Annotated in this window: 19 protein-coding genes; 15 read left to right on the top strand and 4 right to left on the bottom strand. The window is 69.9% G+C overall.

Annotation, left to right across the window (positions count from 1 at the left end; all coding sequences use genetic code 11):
• The first annotated feature begins 33 nt into the window (after nt 1-33).
• The 7 genes from ACIRHA_RS12015 to ACIRHA_RS11985 all read left to right on the top strand — a co-directional run bounded on the left by ACIRHA_RS12015 (nt 34) and on the right by ACIRHA_RS11985 (nt 7,091).
• Nucleotides 34-1,038, top strand: a complete 1,005-nt coding sequence (locus tag ACIRHA_RS12015) for a sugar ABC transporter substrate-binding protein (protein ID WP_403843386.1) — start codon at nt 34-36, stop codon at nt 1,036-1,038.
• The gene (locus tag ACIRHA_RS12010; protein WP_403843384.1) at nt 1,035-2,084 is read left to right on the top strand and encodes an ABC transporter permease; all 1,050 of its coding nucleotides are present in this window, start codon (nt 1,035-1,037) and stop codon (nt 2,082-2,084) included. The genes ACIRHA_RS12015 and ACIRHA_RS12010 overlap by 4 nt, the downstream gene beginning before the upstream one ends.
• On the top strand, nt 2,081-2,941 hold the full coding sequence (locus ACIRHA_RS12005; protein WP_403843382.1) for an ATP-binding cassette domain-containing protein: 861 nt from the start codon (nt 2,081-2,083) through the stop codon (nt 2,939-2,941). Before ACIRHA_RS12010 ends, ACIRHA_RS12005 begins: the two co-directional genes overlap by 4 nt.
• Nucleotides 2,942-3,191: 250 nt before the next feature.
• Nucleotides 3,192-4,355, top strand: a complete 1,164-nt coding sequence (locus ACIRHA_RS12000) for an ROK family glucokinase (protein WP_403843379.1) — start codon at nt 3,192-3,194, stop codon at nt 4,353-4,355.
• A 38-nt stretch (nt 4,356-4,393) separates the two neighbouring features.
• The gene (locus ACIRHA_RS11995) at nt 4,394-4,975 is read left to right on the top strand and encodes a sugar kinase (protein ID WP_403843376.1); all 582 of its coding nucleotides are present in this window, start codon (nt 4,394-4,396) and stop codon (nt 4,973-4,975) included.
• 149 nt (nt 4,976-5,124) lie between these two features.
• Complete coding sequence (gene pcaC, locus ACIRHA_RS11990; RefSeq protein WP_403843374.1) at nt 5,125-6,423, top strand: 4-carboxymuconolactone decarboxylase; 1,299 nt, start codon at nt 5,125-5,127, stop codon at nt 6,421-6,423.
• A 32-nt stretch (nt 6,424-6,455) separates the two neighbouring features.
• Nucleotides 6,456-7,091 (top strand): MBL fold metallo-hydrolase, encoded by a 636-nt coding sequence (locus ACIRHA_RS11985; protein ID WP_403843371.1) that lies wholly within the window; start codon nt 6,456-6,458, stop codon nt 7,089-7,091.
• A gap of 3 nt (nt 7,092-7,094) precedes the next feature.
• On the opposite strand, the gene ACIRHA_RS11980 is transcribed toward ACIRHA_RS11985, so the two are convergent.
• Nucleotides 7,095-7,670, bottom strand: coding sequence for an isochorismatase family protein (locus tag ACIRHA_RS11980; protein WP_403843368.1), 576 nt, complete (start codon nt 7,668-7,670; stop codon nt 7,095-7,097).
• A gap of 104 nt (nt 7,671-7,774) precedes the next feature.
• On the opposite strand from ACIRHA_RS11980, the gene ACIRHA_RS11975 reads away from it, so the two are divergent.
• Together ACIRHA_RS11975 and ACIRHA_RS11970 are read left to right on the top strand one after the other, a co-directional pair.
• Nucleotides 7,775-8,554 carry an exodeoxyribonuclease III gene (locus ACIRHA_RS11975; protein ID WP_403843366.1) on the top strand — a complete coding sequence of 260 codons (780 nt, stop codon included), beginning with the start codon at nt 7,775-7,777 and terminating at the stop codon, nt 8,552-8,554.
• 52 nt (nt 8,555-8,606) lie between these two features.
• Nucleotides 8,607-9,278, top strand: coding sequence for a class I SAM-dependent methyltransferase (locus ACIRHA_RS11970; RefSeq protein WP_403843364.1), 672 nt, complete (start codon nt 8,607-8,609; stop codon nt 9,276-9,278).
• Here the strand turns inward: ACIRHA_RS11970 and ACIRHA_RS11965 are convergent.
• The gene (locus ACIRHA_RS11965) at nt 9,268-11,082 is read right to left on the bottom strand and encodes an SGNH/GDSL hydrolase family protein (RefSeq protein WP_403843362.1); all 1,815 of its coding nucleotides are present in this window, start codon (nt 11,080-11,082) and stop codon (nt 9,268-9,270) included. The two genes, ACIRHA_RS11970 and ACIRHA_RS11965, sit on opposite strands and share 11 nt — an antisense overlap.
• Nucleotides 11,083-11,226: 144 nt before the next feature.
• Here ACIRHA_RS11965 and ACIRHA_RS11960 point away from each other — a divergent pair, with 144 nt between their 5' ends.
• From ACIRHA_RS11960 to ACIRHA_RS11940, 5 genes are all read left to right on the top strand, one after another.
• A complete protein-coding gene (locus tag ACIRHA_RS11960; RefSeq protein WP_403843359.1) occupies nt 11,227-11,676 on the top strand; it encodes a DUF6278 family protein in 450 nt (149 codons plus the stop codon).
• Nucleotides 11,677-11,809: 133 nt separating this feature from the next.
• A complete protein-coding gene (locus ACIRHA_RS11955) occupies nt 11,810-12,553 on the top strand; it encodes an amino acid ABC transporter ATP-binding protein (protein WP_403843357.1) in 744 nt (247 codons plus the stop codon).
• A 20-nt stretch (nt 12,554-12,573) separates the two neighbouring features.
• Nucleotides 12,574-13,485 (top strand): glutamate ABC transporter substrate-binding protein, encoded by a 912-nt coding sequence (locus tag ACIRHA_RS11950; protein ID WP_403843354.1) that lies wholly within the window; start codon nt 12,574-12,576, stop codon nt 13,483-13,485.
• An 11-nt stretch (nt 13,486-13,496) separates the two neighbouring features.
• Nucleotides 13,497-14,141 (top strand): amino acid ABC transporter permease, encoded by a 645-nt coding sequence (locus tag ACIRHA_RS11945; RefSeq protein ID WP_403843350.1) that lies wholly within the window; start codon nt 13,497-13,499, stop codon nt 14,139-14,141.
• Nucleotides 14,138-15,007: an amino acid ABC transporter permease gene (locus ACIRHA_RS11940; RefSeq protein ID WP_403843348.1), complete on the top strand. Its 870-nt coding sequence runs from the start codon at nt 14,138-14,140 to the stop codon at nt 15,005-15,007. The genes ACIRHA_RS11945 and ACIRHA_RS11940 overlap by 4 nt, the downstream gene beginning before the upstream one ends.
• Nucleotides 15,008-15,209: 202 nt before the next feature.
• On the opposite strand, the gene ACIRHA_RS11935 is transcribed toward ACIRHA_RS11940, so the two are convergent.
• A complete protein-coding gene (locus ACIRHA_RS11935; protein ID WP_403843345.1) occupies nt 15,210-15,980 on the bottom strand; it encodes a hypothetical protein in 771 nt (256 codons plus the stop codon).
• A 115-nt stretch (nt 15,981-16,095) separates the two neighbouring features.
• Here ACIRHA_RS11935 and ggt point away from each other — a divergent pair, with 115 nt between their 5' ends.
• Entirely contained in the window at nt 16,096-17,913 is a 1,818-nt protein-coding gene (ggt, locus tag ACIRHA_RS11930) for a gamma-glutamyltransferase (protein WP_403843343.1), read from the top strand.
• Nucleotides 17,914-18,072: 159 nt separating this feature from the next.
• On the opposite strand, the gene map is transcribed toward ggt, so the two are convergent.
• Entirely contained in the window at nt 18,073-18,840 is a 768-nt protein-coding gene (map, locus tag ACIRHA_RS11925) for a type I methionyl aminopeptidase (protein ID WP_403843341.1), read from the bottom strand.
• Nucleotides 18,841-18,885: the final 45 nt, after the last annotated feature.

The raw sequence follows: 18,885 nt of genomic DNA, 5'->3' as shown, positions 1-18,885 counted from the left end.
GATGACGCAGCAGACCAAGAAGGGCACGGCCTCGTGGCACGGTTTCGGACCTGGGTGAGCATCGCGGTTGCGGGGGCTCTCGGCCTCTCGCTCGCAGGGTGCAGCAGCACCGGCGGCAAGCGGGCGGAGGACGCCAGGAAGTCCCAGGCCGCGCAGGGCAGGGCAGCGGTGGACACACCCCGCTGGACCTTCGCGATGATCACCCATTCGGGCGATGGCGACACCTTCTGGGACATCGTCCAGAACGGTGCCAGGCAGGCGGCCACCAAGGACAACATCAACTTCCTCTACTCGCACAACGAGGAGGCGAACCAGCAGGCGCAGCTCGTCGACGCGGCCATCGACAAGAAGGTCGACGGAATCATCGTCACGCTCGCCAAGCCGGACGCGATGAAGTCCACCCTGGCCCGCGCCGAGAAGGCCGGCATCCCCGTCATCACGGTGAACTCGGGCTCCGAGATCTACAAGAAGTACGGCGCGATCTCGCACATCGGCCAGGACGAGACCATCGCCGGCGAGGCCGTCGGCAAGGAGCTCAACAAGCGCGGCAAGAAGAAGGCGCTGTGCGTCCTGCACGAGCAGGGCAACGTCGGTCACGAGCAGCGCTGCGAGGGCGCCAAGAAGACCTTCGACGGCAAGATGACGAACCTGTACGTCGAGGGCACCAACATGCCCGACGTGCAGTCCTCCATCGAGGCCAAGCTGCAGTCCGACACGTCGATCGACTCGGTCGTCACGCTGGGCGCCCCGTTCGCCGCCACCGCGGTGAAGGCCAAGGAGGACGCGAGCAGCAAGGCCGAGATCGACACCTTCGACCTGAACGACAAGGTCGCCCAGGGCCTCAAGGACGGCGACCTCGGCTTCGCCGTCGACCAGCAGCCCTACCTCCAGGGCTACCAGGCCGTGGACCTGCTGTGGCTCTACCGGTACAACGCCAATGTGCTCGGCGGCGGCCTGCCGGTCCTGACCGGCCCCGAGATCGTCACGAAGGACCAGGCAGCCAAGCTTCAGGAGTACGCGAAGCGGGGGACGCGATGAGTGCGACGACTCCAACAAGCACGGAGAAGGTCGACGAGCGGCTGGTCAAGGCCTCGCCGTGGAAGAAGCTGCTCGGCCGGCCCGAACTGGGCTCGGTCATCGGCGCCGTCGCCGTCTTCATCTTCTTCATGATCTTCGCGGACAGCTTCCTGCGGCCGACGAGCCTCGCGACGGTCCTGTACGCGTCCTCGACCCTCGGCATCATGGCCGTGCCCGTGGCGCTGCTGATGATCGGCGGCGAGTTCGACCTGTCGGCGGGCGTCATGGTCACGTCCTCGGCGCTGATCTCGTCGATGTTCAGCTACCAGATGACGGCGAACACCTGGGTGGGCGTCGGCGTCTCGCTCCTCGTGACGCTCGCCATCGGCGTCTTCAACGGCGTCATGCTGACCCGCACCAAACTCCCCAGCTTCATCATCACGCTCGGCACGTTCCTGATGCTGACGGGCATGAACCTGGGCTTCACGAAGCTGATCAGCGGCACCGTCTCGACGAAGTCGATCGCGGACATGGAGGGCTTCGATTCGGCCAAGTCCGTCTTCGCCTCCACGTTCAGCATCGGCGGCGTCGACTTCAAGATCACGATCATCTGGTGGCTCGCCCTCGTCCTGGTGGCCACCTGGATCCTGCTCCGTACCCGCATCGGCAACTGGATCTTCGCGGTCGGCGGTGACCTCGACTCGGCCCGCGCGGTGGGCGTCCCGGTCAACAAGACGAAGATCGGCCTCTACATGGGCGTCGCGTTCGGCGCCTGGATCTCCGGCCAGCACCTGCTCTTCTCCTACGACGTCGTGCAGTCCGGCGAGGGCGTCGGCAACGAGCTGATCTACATCGTCGCGGCCGTCATCGGCGGCTGTCTGATCACCGGCGGCTACGGCTCGGCGGTCGGCGCGGCCATCGGCGCGCTGATCTTCGGCATGACCAGCAAGGGCATCGTGTTCGCCGAATGGAACTCGGACTGGTTCAAGTTCTTCCTCGGGGCGATGCTGCTCCTCGCGACCCTGCTCAACGCGTGGGTCCGCAAGCGCGCGGAGGCGAGCAAATGACGACTGACGAGCAACTGACGACCGAGGACGCGGCGCCCGCACCGCTCGTCGAACTCGACGGCGTCAGCAAGTTCTACGGCAACATCCGCGCCCTCGACGACGTCTCGCTCGTCGTCAACGCGGGCGAGATCTCCTGCGTCCTCGGGGACAACGGCGCCGGCAAGTCGACCCTCATCAAGATCATCGCGGGCCTTCACCGGCACGACGGCGGCCGGTTCGCGATCGAGGGCGAGGAGGCCCGCCTCAGCAACCCGCGCGACGCCCTGAACCGGGGTATCGCCACGGTCTACCAGGACCTCGCCGTGGTCCCGCTCATGCCGGTGTGGCGCAACTTCTTCCTCGGCTCCGAACCCACGAAGGGAACGGGCCCCTTCAAGCGCCTGGACGTCGACCTCATGCGGCGGACGACGCACGAGGAACTGGCCCGCATGGGCATCGACCTGCGCGATGTCGACCAGCCGATCGGCACACTGTCCGGCGGTGAACGCCAGTGCGTCGCCATCGCCCGCGCCGTCTACTTCGGCGCGAAGGTCCTCGTCCTCGACGAGCCGACGGCGGCGCTCGGCGTGAAGCAGTCCGGCGTCGTCCTGAAGTACGTGGCGGCGGCACGTGACGCGGGCCTCGGCGTGGTGCTGATCACGCACAACCCGCACCACGCGTACCTCGTCGGCGACCGGTTCGTGCTGCTCAAGCGCGGCGCGATGTTCGGCAGCCACAACCGGTCCGAGATCACGCTGGACGAGCTCACCCGGCAGATGGCCGGCGGCACGGAGCTGGACGACCTCCGTCACGAGCTGGAGCGGGCGCCAGTGCCTACGCACCTGGGCGGGCACACGGCTGACGGAGCCGAGAAGTAGCGGCCCCGGTGCCGCGCCCGCGTGGGCGCAACACCGCTTGCGGGCGGCCGCCGGTCCTGCTCCGGTCCCGTTCGCGCAGTTCCCCGCGCCCCTGAAAGGGGCGCGGGGAACTGCGCGAAGGCGACCAACGACGCGACCGGCGGCCGCCCGCGGCAAGCGGCACGCTGCGCTGACAGTTGCGCCGCCGCGCCGCGGCACGGCGTAAAACCCGGTATGCGGCGGAGCCGCCCCGTGAGGCAGAATCGCCGCAATGAGCACCTACCGCGACCTCGCACACCGTGGCAGCGCACGGGCCACCGTCCTGCGGACGGTCGGCACCCGCGAGCGCCGCTCGCACACGACGGCCCCGCGCGTACCCACCGTCGGCATCGACATCGGTGGCACGAAGGTGATGGCCGGCGTGGTCGACGCGGACGGCATCATCCTGGAGACGCTCCGCACGGAGACCCCGGACAAGTCCAAGAGCCCCAAGGTCGTCGAGGACACGATCACGGAGCTGGTGCTCGACCTCTCCGACCGGCACGACGTGCACGCGGTCGGCATCGGCGCCGCAGGCTGGGTCGACGCGGACCGCAACCGCGTCCTGTTCGCCCCCCACCTGTCGTGGCGCAACGAACCCCTGCGGGACCGCCTCGCGGGCCGCCTCGCGGTCCCCGTACTCGTCGACAACGACGCCAACACCGCCGCCTGGGCGGAGTGGCGCTTCGGCGCCGGACGCGGCGAGGACCACCTCGTCATGATCACGCTCGGGACCGGCATCGGCGGCGCGATCCTCGAAGACGGCCAGGTCAAGCGCGGCAAGTTCGGCGTCGCGGGAGAGTTCGGCCATATGCAGGTCGTCCCCGGCGGGCACCGCTGCCCGTGCGGCAACCGCGGCTGCTGGGAGCAGTACAGCTCGGGCAACGCCCTGGTCCGCGAGGCCCGCGAGCTCGCCGCGGCCGACTCCCCGGTCGCGTACAACATCATCGAGCGGGTCCAGGGGCACATCCCCGACATCACGGGCCCGCTCATCACGCAGCTGGCCCGCGAGGGCGACGCCATGTGCATCGAGCTGCTGCAGGACATCGGCCAGTGGCTGGGCGTCGGCATAGCGAACCTCGCGGCGGCCCTCGACCCGTCGTGCTTCGTCATCGGCGGCGGCGTGTCGGCCGCCGACGACCTGCTGATCGCGCCCGCCCGCGACGCCTTCAAGCGCCAGCTCACCGGCCGCGGCTACCGCCCCGAGGCCCGCATCGCCCGCGCCCAGCTCGGCCCCGAGGCCGGCATGGTCGGCGCCGCGGACCTGGCCCGCCTCGTCGCCCGCCGCTTCCGCCGCGCCAAGCGCCGCCGCGTGGAGCGCCACGAGCGGTACGAGCGCTACGCCCGCACCCGCCCCACGCCGGGCGCGCCCGCCGACGGGGCCGAGCAGGCTTAGGGCCGCAGATGCCGCAGAAAGTGACAGGAAAACCAGCCATGACCGTGCCCCGCCAGCCCCCGTCCGCGGACGAAGCGCCGCGACCGGCCGAGGACCGCGGCCATGTGATCCGACGCCGCGTCCTCACGCTCCTGACCATCGTGCTGCTCATCGGCATCCCCGCCGGCTACCTGGTGATCTCCGCGGGCCAGAGCCGGGACAGCGGCAAGGACAAGGAGGCGAAGTACTCGGTGACCGGCCTCACGGTCGGCTGGCCGTCCAAGGTGCAGCGCCGCCTCTACCAGATCCCGGTCCCGCCGCACTCGCGCAACGTCGCCTACTACGAGACGAACAACTACAAGGTGAGCCGCCTGTACGCGCAGTTCCTCACCAGCAACAAGGGCCTCGACCAGTTCCTGGAGGAGGTCGACGCCGGCTACACGGTCGGCGACCTGGCGACCGACGACTTCGCGATCAGCGAGCGCGACCGGAAGATCGCGGGCTGGGACTTCACGGGCCCGGGCCCCTGGTACGGCCTCACCCACCACCAGGAGGACCCGTCGCCGACCCTGACCATCGTGGTGAACCGCTCCAACCCGGACCACCCCATGGTCTACGTGGTGTCGATGACGCACCCGTGATCGTCCCCGGCCCCTGACCGGCGCGCGGGCGTCCGCTCTTCACGCCGTCCCCACCCCTGGTCCACACCAGGAACCCGGAGTGAACACGTCACGTCCATTGTGGGGACCCGCCACCAGATCGCTCAGACACAGTGGCTAGCGTGGCGGGTGTGAGTGACACGAAGACCCCGCGCCTGCAGTACCGATTCGACGGCCGTGACGACGACTCCGCCCCGGTGCTCATCCTCGGCCCGTCGCTCGGCACGACGTGGCACATGTGGGACCGCCAGGTGCCCGAGCTGGCCCAGCACTGGCGGGTGTTCCGCTTCGACCTGCCCGGCCACGGCGGTTCCCCCGCCCATCCGGCCGGTTCCGTCGAGGCGCTCGCGGAGCGGCTGCTCGCCACGCTGGACGAGCTGGGCATCCAGCGCTTCGGCTACGCGGGCTGCTCGCTGGGCGGCGCGATCGGAGCGGAGCTCGCGCTGCGTCACCCGGAGCGCGTCGCGTCGCTCGCCCTGATCGCGGCCTCGCCGCGGTTCGGCACCGCCGACGAGTTCCGCCAGCGCGGCGTCATCGTGCGCAGCAACGGCCTGGACCCCATCGCCCGTACGGCCCCCGAGCGCTGGTTCACGCACGGCTTCGCCTCCGCGCAGCCCGCGATCACGGACTGGGCCGTGCAGATGGTCCGCACGACGGACCCGGGCTGCTACATCGCCTCGTGCGAGGCGCTCGCCGCCTTCGACGTCCGCGAGGAGCTGGCCGACATCGGCGTGCCGACGCTCGTCCTCGTCGGCTCGGAGGACCACGTCACGGGCCCCGCCGAGGCCCGCACCCTGGTCGCCGGCATACCGGACGCCCGGCTCGCCGTGGTGCCCGGCGCCTCCCACCTGGCCCCGGTCGAACAGCCGGCCGCCGTCACCGACCTCCTCGTACGGCACTTCACCTCGGCCTGGCCCGCCGCGCACGAGAAGACCGGGCAGACCGCCATCCAGGCCGCCCCGGTCAAGCCGGTCATCGCGCCGCCGCCCCCGTCGGCCCCGCCGCGCGCGGAGATAGCGGCCGCGCAGCAGCCGGAGGCCGCGACCCGGCCCGACCCGCACGACGCGGGCCTCAAGACGCGCCGCGAGGTCCTCGGCGACGCCCACGTGGACCGGGCCCTGGCCACGGCCGACGACTTCTCCGGCGACTTCCAGGAACTCCTCACCCGCTACGCGTGGGGCGAGATCTGGTCCCGTCCGGGCCTCGACCGCCGCACGCGCTCCTCGGTGACCCTGGCGACCCTGGTCGCGGGCGGCCACCTCGACGAGCTGGTGTTCCACACGCGCGCGGCCCTGCGCAACGGCCTGACGGCCGCGGAGATCAAGGAAATCCTGCTGCAGACCGCCGTCTACTGCGGCGTACCGGCGGCGAACGCGGCGTTCAAGGTGGCCCAGCAGGTGATCCGCGAGGAGACCACGCCCCAGGAGTGAAGTGGAGCGCGGGCGGGCGCAGGATGGGACGTATGAAGCTGACGAAGAAGACCCACGCCTGCGTCCGGCTCCAGAAGGACGGGCAGACGCTCGTCATCGACCCGGGCGGATTCTCCGAGGAGGACGCGGCCGTCGGCGCCGACGCGATCCTCGTGACGCACGAGCACCCCGACCACTTCAGCGAGGACCGGCTGCGCGCAGGGATGGAGGCCAACCCCGGCGCGCACATCTGGACCCTGAAGTCGGTCGCGGAGCAGCTCTCGGCGGCCTTCCCGGGCCGCGTCCACACGGTGGGCCACGGCGACACGTTCACGGCCGCCGGATTCGACATCCAGGCGCACGGCGAGCTGCACGCCGTGATCCACCCGGACATCCCGCGCATCACGAACGTCGGCTATCTCGTCGACGGCGGCACGGTCTTCCACCCCGGCGACGCCCTCACCGTCCCCGACCACCCGGTCGAGACGCTGATGCTGCCCGTCATGGCGCCCTGGAACAAGATCGCCGAAGTGATCGACTACGTACGGGAGGTCAAGCCGCGCCGCGCGTACGACATCCACGACGCGCTGCTCACGGACCTCGCCCGGCCGATCTACGACAACCAGATCGGTGCGCTCGGCGGCACGGAGCACCTGCGCCTCGCCCCGGGGGGCTCGGCGCAGGTCTGACGGCTACTTCTTGAGGAGTTCGACGACCTCGTCCGTGGAGCCGATCTCCGCGATGCGCGGGAAGATCTTGCCGAAGCTGTGCTCGTGGGAGTCGGCGTCCGTGTCGGTCGTCGCGTCGTCGACGAGCACCAGGTGGTAGCTCTGCTCCCACGCGGAGCGGGCGGTCGACTCGACGCCGATGGACGTCGAGATGCCGCACAGCACGATCTGCGTGACGCCGCGGCGGCGCAACTGGAGGTCCAGCTCGGTGCCGGTGAAGGCGCCCCAGTGCCGCTTGGTGATGACGATGTCGTCGCCGAGCGGGCCGAGCTCGTCGGGGAACTCGGAGAACGCGGGCGGCGGCGCCTGCGTCATGGCGCCCGCGGCGGCCCGGCCGGTCGGGAGGTCGCCGCCGTCCTGCGACCAGGCGACCTTCACGCGCACGACCGGCAGGCCCTTGGCGCGGAAGGCCTCGGCGAGCCTGACACCGTTCTTGAGGACGTCGGCGGAGGGGTGCACGGTCGGCAGGCCGAGGATGCCGTTCTGGAGGTCGATGAGGACGAGGGCGGGACGCTCGTCGAGGGGGGTGTTGATCGTCATGTTCGGCAGGCTAACTGTCTAACAGGAAAACTTGCAAGGCAGCCTGTCGATACGGGCGTGGCTCGGCGGGGGCGTTGTCAGTCCCGCCTAGTAGGTTGTGGGACATGCGCATTGCTACCTGGAACGTGAACTCGATCACCGCGCGGCTGCCGCGCCTCCTTGCCTGGCTGGAGAGCAGCGGCACGGACGTGCTGTGCATCCAGGAGACCAAGTGCTCGGCCGAGCAGTTCCCCGCTGACGAGCTGCGGGAGCTGGGCTACGAGTCGGCGGTGAACGCGAACGGCAGGTGGAACGGGGTGGCGCTGCTCTCCCGCGTCGGCCTGGAGGACGTGGTCAAGGGCCTGCCCGGCGACCCCGGGTACGACGGCGCCGAGGAGCCCCGCGCGGTCTCCGCGACCTGCGGCCCGGTCCGCGTCTGGTCGGTGTACGTGCCGAACGGCCGGGAGGTGGACCACGCGCACTACGCGTACAAGCTCCAGTGGTTCGAGGCCCTGAAGGCGGCGGTCGCCGGCGACGCGGCGGGCTCGCGCCCCTTCGCGGTGCTGGGCGACTACAACGTGGCGCCGACGGACGACGACGTCTGGGACATCTCCCTCTTCGACGGGGCGACGCATGTGACCCCGGCCGAGCGCGCGGCACTCACGGCGCTGCGGGAGACGGGCCTGAGCGACGTCGTGCCGCGCCCCCTCAAGTACGACCACCCCTTCACGTACTGGGACTACCGCGCCCTCGGCTTCCCGAAGAACAAGGGCATGCGCATCGACCTGGTCTACGGGAACGAGCCGTTCGCCAAGGCCGTCTCCGACGCGTACGTGGACCGCGAGGAGCGCAAGGGCAAGGGTGCGTCGGACCACGCGCCGGTCGTGGTGGACCTCGACGTCTGAGTGGGGCCAGGTCAGGCCCCGTTGTCAGTGGCGGGCGCTAACGTCTGCGCCCGTGACGGATCTGACGACGTACCTGACCTCGACCCAACTGGCCTACGACACCGCCGCCGGCGCGTATGCGGAGATCGTGCCCCCGCTCTTCCCGCAGGACCTGTACGCGCACGCGATGTTCGGCGTCTTCGCCGAGCGAGTCCGGCGGGCGGGCGGCGGGCCCGTGGCCGACCTCGGCTGTGGGCCCGGCCATGTGACGGCCCATCTGGACTCCCTCGGGCTCTCCGCGTTCGGCGTCGACCTCTCGCCGAAGACGGTCGCCGAGGCCCGTCGTGCCCACCCCGGACTGCGGTTCGATGAGGGCACGATGACCGGCCTCGACCTGGCGGACGGCTCCCTCGGCGGGGTCGTCGCCTGGTACTCGACGGTGCACACACCGCCGGAGCTGCTGCCGACGGTGTTCGCGGAGTTCCACCGCGTCCTTGCCCCCGGCGGTCATCTTCTGCTCGGCTTCAAGGTGGGCGATCTGCTGCGGCACCTGGACCACGCCTACGGGCACGATCTCTCGCTGGACGTCTACTGGCTGGACCCGGAGCACGTCGCCGGGCTCGTGGAGCAGGCCGGCCTCCCGGTGGAGGCCAGTCTGGTCCGCGAGCCCGAGGACTACGAGCGGGCGACCCAGGCCCGGCAGGGAATCCTGATCGCCCGGAAGCCGGACGACGCTACGGCCTGAGCACGTTCAGGTCGATCGAGTCGGCCAGCGCCTTCAGACCCGGGTCACCGGGGTGCAGATGGTCCCCGCTGTCGTACACAGGGAGCATCCGCGCCGGATGGGTCGGGTCGCGGACGACGGCGTCGAAGTCGAGGAAGCCGTCGAAGCCCGAACCGGCGCTGCGCACAAAGGAGTTGATGGCCTCCCGCTGCTCGTTGGCGGCCGCCGTGCACAGGGCCTCGCCCTCGCACGGCGTGATGGTCGCCCCGATCACCTTGAGGCCCCGCGCGTGCGCCCGCGCCTGGATCTCCCGCAGGCCCGCCTCGACCTGCTCGGCGCTCGCGCCCCAGCGCACGTCGTTCACGCCCTGGAAGACGACGACCGTCTTCGCGGACGTCTGCGCGAACACGTCGCGGTCGAGCCGGTGCAGCGCGCTCACCCCGCCCGTGTCGGTGGAGAGCCCGTCGCCGGGGTAGCGGTCGGCGACGACCCGGTTCGCGGAGATGCCCTCGTTCAACACCCCGTAGTGCGGCACCTTCGACTGGGCGAGGAGCCGCGTGGCGAGCACGTTCGGCCAGCGGTGGTTCGCGTCCAGCGTCGATTTCACGCCGTCCGTGATGGAGTCGCCGAGCAGCACGACGGAACCGGGGCCACCGCCCACGTCGACCCCGGTGAGCAGCGGCCAGTACGAGATCGTCGAGCTGTACGAGGAGCCGTCCGCCTCAGCGGCGTGATCGCCCGCCGTGCTCATGTAGCTGCGCTGGATGGCCTGGCTGTGCACGGGCGCCGCGGTGACGGGCTCCGGCAGATGGAAGCTCACGAGAAGGTTGGCGCTCTCCGGCACGTCGAAGTCCACCGGGTCGCTGAACACCTGGCCACCGGCCGGTAGTTGGGCACCGGGGGAGCCCCTGAACGTCAGCGGCACCGGCTTCCCGAGCGCCGCGGCCCCCGCTCCCTGCACCGCCACCGACGCGCTCCCGATCCGTACCGGGGTCGCGGCGAAGGTGTTCTCCAGGCGGATGCGGACCTTGGGCCCGCCGGTGCTCGTGTGCACGACGAGCCGGATGGTGCGGTCCGCCCACGGTCCCACCGCGGTGTACCCGGCGGGCGAGGCCGACCAGGTGCCCGTCCACCCGGACGTCGCAGCGCGCACGGACAGGCCGAAGACGTGCAGCGCCCCGCCGCTCGCCCTCGGCAGGTCGACGGAGGAGATCTGGTGGCCCTTGCGCACCGGCACGGTCACCGCGTACAGCCGTGTCTTCTCGGGAACTTGGCCGTACGGCGTGTTCCGGTGCGGCAGCGCCACCGACTTCGTGGCGAGCGGCCCGGTGCGCCAGTCCGGCGCGCTGAGCCGGTACGTCGACCGGGAGCCGTCCGCGTACCGGACGACGCCGGTCCCGGCAGCGTCCCCGCCGGTCCCGGCGACCAGGAAGGCGAGCGCGTCCCCGCGCCCGTTCACCCGCACGGACTGCCCGTTCGCCCGTACGTTGTCGGGCCCGTACCCCGCCGTCCGCGGCCAGGTGAGGCGGGCCCGGTCGATCTCCATGGTGCGGCCGGGGGTCCAGCCGGCCGCGGTGAGGTCCTGCGCGGACAGGGAGCTGCCCGCGCCGTCGAAGTCCGCTTCGCCGGGCGCCGTGTCGTCGCTGACGGCCCGGTTGTCGAAGAGCCGCTCCAAGGGGAGCGGCCCGGGTCTGGCGGGTGCGGCGTGGGCCGCGGCGACAGGGGTGACCCCCGCGCAGACGGCCAGAATGAACGCGGCTCCCCAAATGCGTCGGCGCAAGACCGACTCCCTCCGCTTGTGTGTCCGCCGTGGTGGTTGCGCCATGAAGCTAAGGATGGGGTGATGGCCCGTCAATGTGCCGCGAGGTAAACGGGGGAGAAAGGCCGGTGTCCGGTTCCTGAACTCCGCGCGGCGCCGCCTCCGCGCGCCTGTGGTGCGGGCAGGTGCCCGGATGCCAATCTGGGCAATATGAAGATCCCTTTCGCGGCGAATTGGCGCAAGAAGCAGGGTCCGGCACGCGGTGTCGCCGTGTTCCCGACCGGTGACGAGGGCGACGAGAGCGAGAGCGGGCTCGTCGAACTCCTTTCCGAGTGCGAGCTGTTGCGTTCCCAGGCCGATGACGCGGGGGTCGAACTCGACGAGTCGGTCCGGTCGTTGGAGGCCCTCGACCAACTCGTGCCGCGCTGGCGGGAGGACGAGGACACGCTGCACTGGCTGGGCAACGACGCGGGTCTCTACCTCGGCTCGGTCATGGTGCGGCACGTGTCGGGCGCCACCTGGGTGATCTGGGGCAACGGGCAGCCCGTGGTGCGGCTCGCGTCGGGCCGCGAGATCGACGTCGTGGAGGCCGGGCACGAGTGGGCGGCGAGCGGGGCCCCGGAGCTCTCCCAGTTCTACGCGGAGGCGGCCGAGTCGTAGTCCCGTGCACGTCGCCGCATAGTTGAGCCTCAAATACGGTTAATGCCCATAAGTGCGTGTCGTCTGTTAAGTCCCATGTAAGCGTGGATAGTTTGCGCGGACCGACACAGCTGAAAGTGGGCAGGGACTGCCGATGGCCGTCGATCCGTTGATCGAGCTGCGAGACGTGAACAAGTACTACGGGGAGCTGCATGTCCTCCAGGACATCGACCTCACCGTCGGCAAGGGGGAGGTGGTGGTGGTCATCGGCCCTTCGGGGTCGGGCAAGTCGACGCTCTGCCGGACGATCAACCGTCTGGAGACCATCGAGTCCGGCGCGATCCGGCTCGACGGACAGCCGCTCCCCGAGGAGGGGAAGGCGCTCGCCCAGCTCAGAGCCGAAGTCGGCATGGTCTTCCAGTCGTTCAACCTCTTCGCGCACAAGACGGTGCTGCAGAATGTCTCGCTGGCCCAGCTGAAGGTCAGGAAGCGGAAGAAGGACGAGGCCGACAAGCGGTCCAGGGAACTCCTGGAGCGGGTCGGACTCGCCGCGCAAGCCGAGAAGTTCCCCGCGCAGCTCTCCGGTGGACAGCAGCAGCGCGTGGCCATCGCCCGCGCCCTCGCCATGGATCCCAAGGCACTCCTCTTCGACGAGCCGACCTCGGCACTCGACCCGGAGATGATCAACGAGGTCCTCGAGGTCATGCAGCAACTCGCGAGCGACGGCATGACGATGGTCGTCGTCACCCACGAGATGGGCTTCGCGCGCACCGCCGCCGACCGCGTCGTCTTCATGGCGGACGGGAAGATCGTGGAGGACCGCAGCCCCGAGGAGTTCTTCACCCACCCGGAGAGCGAGCGCGCCCGTGACTTCCTCTCCAAGATCCTGAAGCACTGACCGGGGGAGGGCACCAGCACATGATCGCCAAGTCGCTACGGCTGCTCGCCGCCCTGGCGGTGACGGCCCTGGCCGCCACCGCCTGTGGCAAGGAGGGCAGCCCACCCGTCAAGGGCCCATCGGCCGCCGAGCTCCCCCAGTACAAGATCGCCCGGGGCTTCTCGCTGCCCGACTCCCCGACGTGGAAGAAGGCGGAGAGGCGCGGTCACTTCATCGTCGGTGCCAAGGAGGACCAGCCCTACCTCGGCGAGAAGAACCCCGCGGACGGCACGTACACCGGCTTCGACATCGAGATCGCCAAGATGGTCTCGGCCTCCCTCGGCCTCGACCCGAAGAAGATCCGCTTCAAGACCATCGCGTCGGCGAACCGCGAGACGGCCCTGCAGAACGGGCAGATCGACTACTACGTCGGCACGTACACCATCAACGACCTCCGCAAGAAGATCGTCGGCTTCGCGGGCCCGTACTACATGGCGGGACAGTCGCTGCTCGTGCGCACCGACGAGAAGGACATCAAGGGTCCCGACGACCTCGCGGGCAAACGCGTCTGCTCGGCCGCCGGCTCCACCCCGTACCAGCGCATCAAGGCCGACTACCCGAAGGCCGAGCTCGTCGCGTACGACACGTACTCGATCTGTGTCGACAACCTGCTGACCTACCAGGTCGACGCGGTCACCACCGACGACGCGATCCTGCTCGGCTACGCGGCCAAGGTGCCCGAGGAGATGAAACTCGTCGGCAAGCCGTTCTCCGAGGAGCCGTACGGCATCGGGGTCCCGAAGAAGGACAACGCGCTGCGGTTCGCCATCAACGACGCGCTCGAGGCCCGCCAGAGGAACGGCGACTGGAAGAAGGCGTACGAGGCGACGCTCGGCCTGTCCGGAGAGCCCGCCCCGAAACCGCCCGCCATCGACCGCTACCCGGCGAACTGAGGAGGCGTCCCATGAATGTCCTGACCGACAACATCGAGCTGTACTGGAAAGGCTTCCTCGGCACCGTCGAGCTCACCGTCTTCGCCTCGATCCTGGCGCTGGTGCTCGGGTTCCTCATGGCCTCGTTCCGGGTCGCGCCCGTCGGCTCCTTCCGGGCCTTCGGCACCGCGTGGGTCACCGTGCTGCGCAACACCCCGCTGACGCTGCTGTTCTTCGCGGTGCTTCTCGGACTGCCGCGGTTCGGGCTCGTCCTGCCGTTCACGGTCTTCGCGATCCTCGCGCTCGGCTGCTACACCTCGGCGTTCATCTGCGAGGCGGTCCGCTCCGGCATCAACACGGTGCCCAAGGGGCAGGGCGAGGCGGCCCGCAGCCTCGGCATGACGTTCGGCCAGACCCTGACGCATGTGATCCTGCCGCAGGCCTTCCGGTCCGTGATCCCGCCGATCGGCTCCACGCTCATCGCGCTCGCCAAGAACTCCGCGATCGCGGGCGCCTTCAGCGTCGTCGAGCTGCTCGGCACCTACAAGACGCTCAGCGAGCTCGGCTACAACATCATCTGGACCTTCATCTGGATCGCGATCGGATACCTGATCATCACCCTCGCCATCAGCGCCCTGTTCAACTTCCTCGAGAAGCGCTGGGGGTTCGCCCGATGAAGGCCCTGCGGCACGACGCCACCGCCCTCTACGACATCCCGGGCCCGAAGACCGAACGCCGGCACAAGATGTACGGCGCCGTCTCGACGCTCATCGTGCTCGCCCTGGTCGGCTGGATCCTGTACCTGCTCTTCGACACCGACCAGTTCACGTACACGAAGTGGATGCCCTTCGAGTACACGGGCATCCAGGAGCTGCTCCTTCGCGGGCTCGGCAATACCCTCAAGGCCTTCGCCATGGCTGCCGTCCTGTCGCTCGTGCTCGGCACGCTGCTTGCCGTCGGGCGGCTCTCGGACCACAAGCCGGTGCGCTGGATCGCGACGCTGTTCGTCGAGTTCTTCCGCGCCATGCCGGTCCTGGTAATGATCTTCTTCATCTACGTGGCGCTGAAGATGGAGCCGCTGGCCGCGCTCGTCGCCGGCCTGACGCTCTACAACGGCTCCGTGCTCGCCGAGGTGTTCCGCTCCGGCATCAACTCGGTGGAGCGCGGGCAGCGCGAGGCGGCGTACGCGCTGGGCATGCGCAAGACGCAGGTCATGACGCATGTGCTCGTCCCTCAGGCGGTGCGGGCCATGCTGCCCGCCATCATCAGCCAGTTGGTGGTGGCCCTGAAGGACACGTCGCTCGGGTATCTCATCACCTACGAGGAGTTCCTCCACGCCGGAAAACTGATCGCTTCCAACCTCGACTACGATTTGCCCTTCATCCCTGTGGTGATGGTGATCTCGCCGATCTACATCGGGATGTGCATGGTGCTGTCCTGGTTCGCCCAGCGGGTGGCCAAGCGCCAGCGGCGCAACCCCAAGACGGAGGCGGCTGATGTCGCCCCGGCCGAGCCAGGGACGCTGCTGCCGGGTACGCAGTAGCCGAAGCCAGGGAAAGTACGGTCCGTTCCCGCCCAGCGGCAGCCGGAGATCACTGCTCGCGCCTGACAGGTGTACGAGAAGAAGGTCAGCTGCCGCGTGCCGGTCGGGACGTGCCTGCTTGCCGAGGATGAGCGGGCCCTTGTCGCATTCGTACGCGAAGGGGGCACCGCTCTCCTTGGTTTTGGGCGCCCTTCGGCACGGCCTACTTGGCGCGGTGCGCGGCGCGGCCGCCGCCATTGGCCGGCGCGGCGGGCAGCGGGGTCTCTGCCGCCTTTGTGACATCGGCGACCACCTCGACGACGTCGGGCCCGTACGCCCCGGAGTTCACGACCTTCAGGAGCAGGACGAAGGAGCTGTTGCCGTGCTTGCGGGCGAGCCGCTCGTGGTGACGGGCGAGATAGCGGGTGGCGGCCTGGTTGGTGATCGGCAGCTGCCCGCAGAACAGAAAGACCGGCCTCGCCTCGGGGGTGGCGGGACCGGCGGTCAGACGGGCCAGGAGGACGTACTCGGTTCTGCTCGGCTCCAGGCGGTAGCGCTCGGAGCCGATCTGGAAGGCGCCGCGGTCCGGGCCCGGCTCGGGGTCGGTGTTGACCCGGATGCCGGGCAGCAGGCTGACCATGTGCGCGGCCATGCGTCTGTTGGAGGCCGGGCCGCCGACACAGAACTCGGTCCGCTCACCGAAGCCCTGCTGCGCGGTGTCGTGGGCGACGACCTGGGCGTGCGCGTTGCAGTCCTTGATGAGCGCGGAGAGTTCGAGGAGGGCGAAGACGTCGTGGCGCTTCACCGTCAGCTCGGGGCCGCCCGCGTCGCGGTTCACGACGAGCAGCGACTCGGAGTTGTCGGGCAGCCCGAAGAAGGCCTGCTTCCTGCGGAGCTTGCGCTTCCACAGGTAGGTACGGGCGAGCCAGCCCAGCGAGGCGCTGATGCCCGCCGCGATCAGGCCGAGGACGATGTTGCGCACGTCTTCAGTCATGGGGGCGCACTCTAGCGGGATGTTCGACCGGGCTTCGAGGGGGAGGGTGCGGGGGTCCTGACGGCGCGGACCGATCAAGTTACGCTGCGCTGACGCCTGTTGACCGGAGGTACTGATGAGACGTTCAGTTGTGCGGAATCTGTCGGTCTTCGCCGCACTTGGCAGCATGGTGGCGGTCGGTGCCGCGGCTCCGCCTTCGTCCGGTTCGCCTTCGTCCGCTTCGCGTACGCCCGTGAAGGAACCGGTGGCGGTCGGCTCCGGCGGCGCCGTGGCGAGCGTCGACGCGGACGCCTCCGCGGCCGGTATCGAAGTCCTCAAGCACGGGGGCAACGCGGTGGACGCCGCCGTCGCCACCGCGGCCGCCCTCGGGGTGACCGAGCCGTACTCGTCCGGGGTCGGTGGCGGCGGCTACTTCGTCTACTACGACGCCAAGTCCCGCAAGGTGCACACCATCGACGGCCGCGAGACGGCGCCGCTGACGGCCGGCTCCGACCTCTTCCTGGAGAACGGCAAACCGCTCGCCTTCAACGATGCGGTCACCAGCGGGCTGAGCGTGGGGACGCCGGGGACGCCGGCCACGTGGCAGTCGGCGCTGGACGCGTGGGGGAGCAGGGGCCTCGGCTCGGTACTGAAGCCGGCCACGAAGCTGGCGGGCGACGGGTTCACCGTCGACGACACGTTCCGCTCGCAGACCGCGTCGAACGAGGCCCGGTTCCGCAACTTCCCCGACACGGCGAAGCTGTTCCTGCCGGGCGGGAAGCTCCCGGAGGTCGGCTCGACGTTCAAGAACCCCGACCTGGCGCGCACGTACGAGCAGTTGGGTCGGGAGGGGGTGGGAGCGGTCTACCGTGGGGGTATCGGCGCGGACGTCGTGAAGACGGTCAACAAGCCACCGGTGGACCCGGCCTCGGGCTACAACGCGCGCCCCGGAAAGCTGTCGGCGAAGGACCTCACGGCGTATGGCGCCAAGTTCCAGGCGCCGACCCGGACCTCGTACCGCGGCCTCGGCGTCTACTCCATGGCGCCGTCCTCGTCCGGTGGCACGAGTGTCGGCGAGGCGCTCAACATCCTTGAGAACACCGACCTTTCCAAGGCGTCCGACGTCCAGTACCTGCACCGTTTCATCGAGGCGAGCCGGGTGGCCTTCGCCGACCGGGGGCGCTGGGTGGGCGACCCGGCGTTCGAGGACGTGCCGACGAAGGGCCTGCTCTCGCAGAAGTTCGCGGACTCGCGCGAGTGCCTCATCAAGGACGACGCGGTGCTGAAGAGCCCGCTCGCGCCAGGTGACCCGCGGCACCCCGGCACGTGCGGCAAGGCCGGGGACAAGGCGGCGCCCACGACGTACGAGGGTGAGAACACCACGCACCTCACCGCGGCCGACAAGTGGGGCAACGTCGTCTCCTACACGCTCACCATCGAGTCGACCGGCGGCAGCGGTATCACGGTGCCGGGGCGCGGCTTCCTGCTGAACAACGAGTTGACGGACTTCTCGTTCGCGCCGGCGAGCGCGGAGGTGCACGATCCGAATCTGCCGGGTCCGGGGAAGCGGCCGCGTTCCTCGATCTCGCCGACGATCGTGCTGGACAAGGCGGGCAGGCCCGTGGTCGCGGTCGGTTCACCGGGTGGGGCCACCATCATCACCACGGTGTTGCAGACGCTGACGGGGTTCATCGACCGGGATCTGCCGCTGGTCGACGCGATTGCGGCGCCGCGGGCGAGTCAGCGCAATGCGGCGCAGACGGAGTTGGAGCCGGGGCTGTACGACAGCGCTCTGCGCTCCGAGCTGGAGGCCATCGGCCACTCCTTCAAGGAGAACCCCGAGATCGGGGCGGCGACGGGCGTGCAACGCCTTCCTGGCGGGAAGTGGCTCGCGGCGGCGGAGAAGGTTCGCCGGGGCGGAGGCTCGGCGATGGTCGTCTCCCCCGGTAGGTAGCCCGCCCTTACGCCACGGGGCTCTGCCCCGGACCCCGCGCCTCAATCGCCGGCGGGGCTTGATAGATCAAGCCCCGCCGGCGATTGAGGCGATCTTTTAAGCCCCTGCGGCGATTGAGCAGCGGGGTCCGGGGCAGAGCCCCGAGGGCGCAACCCCGGTCTAGCGGGCCGTCAGGACGCGGGGGCCGGCCTCCGTGATCGCCACGGAGTGTTCCGCGTGGGACGCGCGGGAGCCGTCATTCGTGCGGAGGGTCCAGCCGTCGGGCGCCTCGTGGTAGCCGTCCCCGCCACCACCGATGACCATGGGCTCGATGGCCAGGGCCATACCGTGCCGCAACCGCATGCCCCGCCCCGCCCGCCCCTCGTTCGGCACGCCCGGGTCCTCGTGCATCCGCCGCCCGATCCCGTGCCCGCCGAACCCCTCCGGGATCCCGTACCCGGCCTTCCGGCACACCGCCCCGATCGCATGCGCGATGTCCCCGATCCGGTTGCCGACGACCGCCGCCCCGATCCCCGCGGCGAGCGCCCGCTCGGCCGTCTCGACGAGCCGTACGTCCTCGGCCCGCGCCCTGCCGACCGTAAAGCTGATCGCGGAGTCCCCGGCCCAGCCGCCCAGCTCCGCCCCGCAGTCGATCGACACCAGGTCCCCGTCCCGCAGCCGGTACCCGGTCGGGATCCCGTGCACGATCGCGTCGTTCACGGACGCGCAGATCACCGCGGGGAACGGCGTCGGCGCGAAACTCGGCCGGTAGCCGAGGAACGGGGACGTCGCCCCCGCCTTGCGCAGCACCTCGCGTGCCACCTCGTCGAGGTCCAGCAGGCTGACGCCCACGGCCGCGTGCTCCCGCACCGCGGTGAGCGCGTCGCCCACGACCCGCCCCGCCTCCCGCATCGCGTCGATCTGTGTGTCCGTCTTCAGTTCCACCATTCCAATAACTATACCGGTATTTAAATCCGGTACAAAAATTGGGGT

The organism is Streptomyces sp. NPDC102360, from assembly GCF_044766085.1.
Classification (GTDB): domain Bacteria; phylum Actinomycetota; class Actinomycetes; order Streptomycetales; family Streptomycetaceae; genus Streptomyces.
Note: the sequence above shows the minus strand (reverse complement) of the source record. Positions and strands in the feature narration are given on the sequence as shown.

Excerpts from the sequence above, each read along its gene's own strand:
- ACIRHA_RS11945 (WP_403843350.1), top strand. The coding sequence starts at position 13,497 with ATGAATGTCCTGACCGACAACATCGAGCTGTACTGGAAAGGCTTCCTC.
- ACIRHA_RS11985 (WP_403843371.1), top strand. The coding sequence starts at position 6,456 with ATGAAGCTGACGAAGAAGACCCACGCCTGCGTCCGGCTCCAGAAGGAC.
- ACIRHA_RS12005 (WP_403843382.1), top strand. The coding sequence starts at position 2,081 with ATGACGACTGACGAGCAACTGACGACCGAGGACGCGGCGCCCGCACCG.
- ACIRHA_RS11960 (WP_403843359.1), top strand. The coding sequence starts at position 11,227 with ATGAAGATCCCTTTCGCGGCGAATTGGCGCAAGAAGCAGGGTCCGGCA.
- ACIRHA_RS11965 (WP_403843362.1), bottom strand. The coding sequence starts at position 11,082 with ATGGCGCAACCACCACGGCGGACACACAAGCGGAGGGAGTCGGTCTTG.
- ACIRHA_RS11940 (WP_403843348.1), top strand. The coding sequence starts at position 14,138 with ATGAAGGCCCTGCGGCACGACGCCACCGCCCTCTACGACATCCCGGGC.
- ACIRHA_RS11995 (WP_403843376.1), top strand. The coding sequence starts at position 4,394 with ATGACCGTGCCCCGCCAGCCCCCGTCCGCGGACGAAGCGCCGCGACCG.
- ACIRHA_RS12000 (WP_403843379.1), top strand. The coding sequence starts at position 3,192 with ATGAGCACCTACCGCGACCTCGCACACCGTGGCAGCGCACGGGCCACC.
- ACIRHA_RS12010 (WP_403843384.1), top strand. The coding sequence starts at position 1,035 with ATGAGTGCGACGACTCCAACAAGCACGGAGAAGGTCGACGAGCGGCTG.
- ACIRHA_RS11935 (WP_403843345.1), bottom strand. The coding sequence starts at position 15,980 with ATGACTGAAGACGTGCGCAACATCGTCCTCGGCCTGATCGCGGCGGGC.
- ACIRHA_RS11980 (WP_403843368.1), bottom strand. The coding sequence starts at position 7,670 with ATGACGATCAACACCCCCCTCGACGAGCGTCCCGCCCTCGTCCTCATC.
- ACIRHA_RS11955 (WP_403843357.1), top strand. The coding sequence starts at position 11,810 with ATGGCCGTCGATCCGTTGATCGAGCTGCGAGACGTGAACAAGTACTAC.
- ggt (WP_403843343.1), top strand. The coding sequence starts at position 16,096 with ATGAGACGTTCAGTTGTGCGGAATCTGTCGGTCTTCGCCGCACTTGGC.
- ACIRHA_RS11975 (WP_403843366.1), top strand. The coding sequence starts at position 7,775 with ATGCGCATTGCTACCTGGAACGTGAACTCGATCACCGCGCGGCTGCCG.
- map (WP_403843341.1), bottom strand. The coding sequence starts at position 18,840 with ATGGTGGAACTGAAGACGGACACACAGATCGACGCGATGCGGGAGGCG.
- ACIRHA_RS11950 (WP_403843354.1), top strand. The coding sequence starts at position 12,574 with ATGATCGCCAAGTCGCTACGGCTGCTCGCCGCCCTGGCGGTGACGGCC.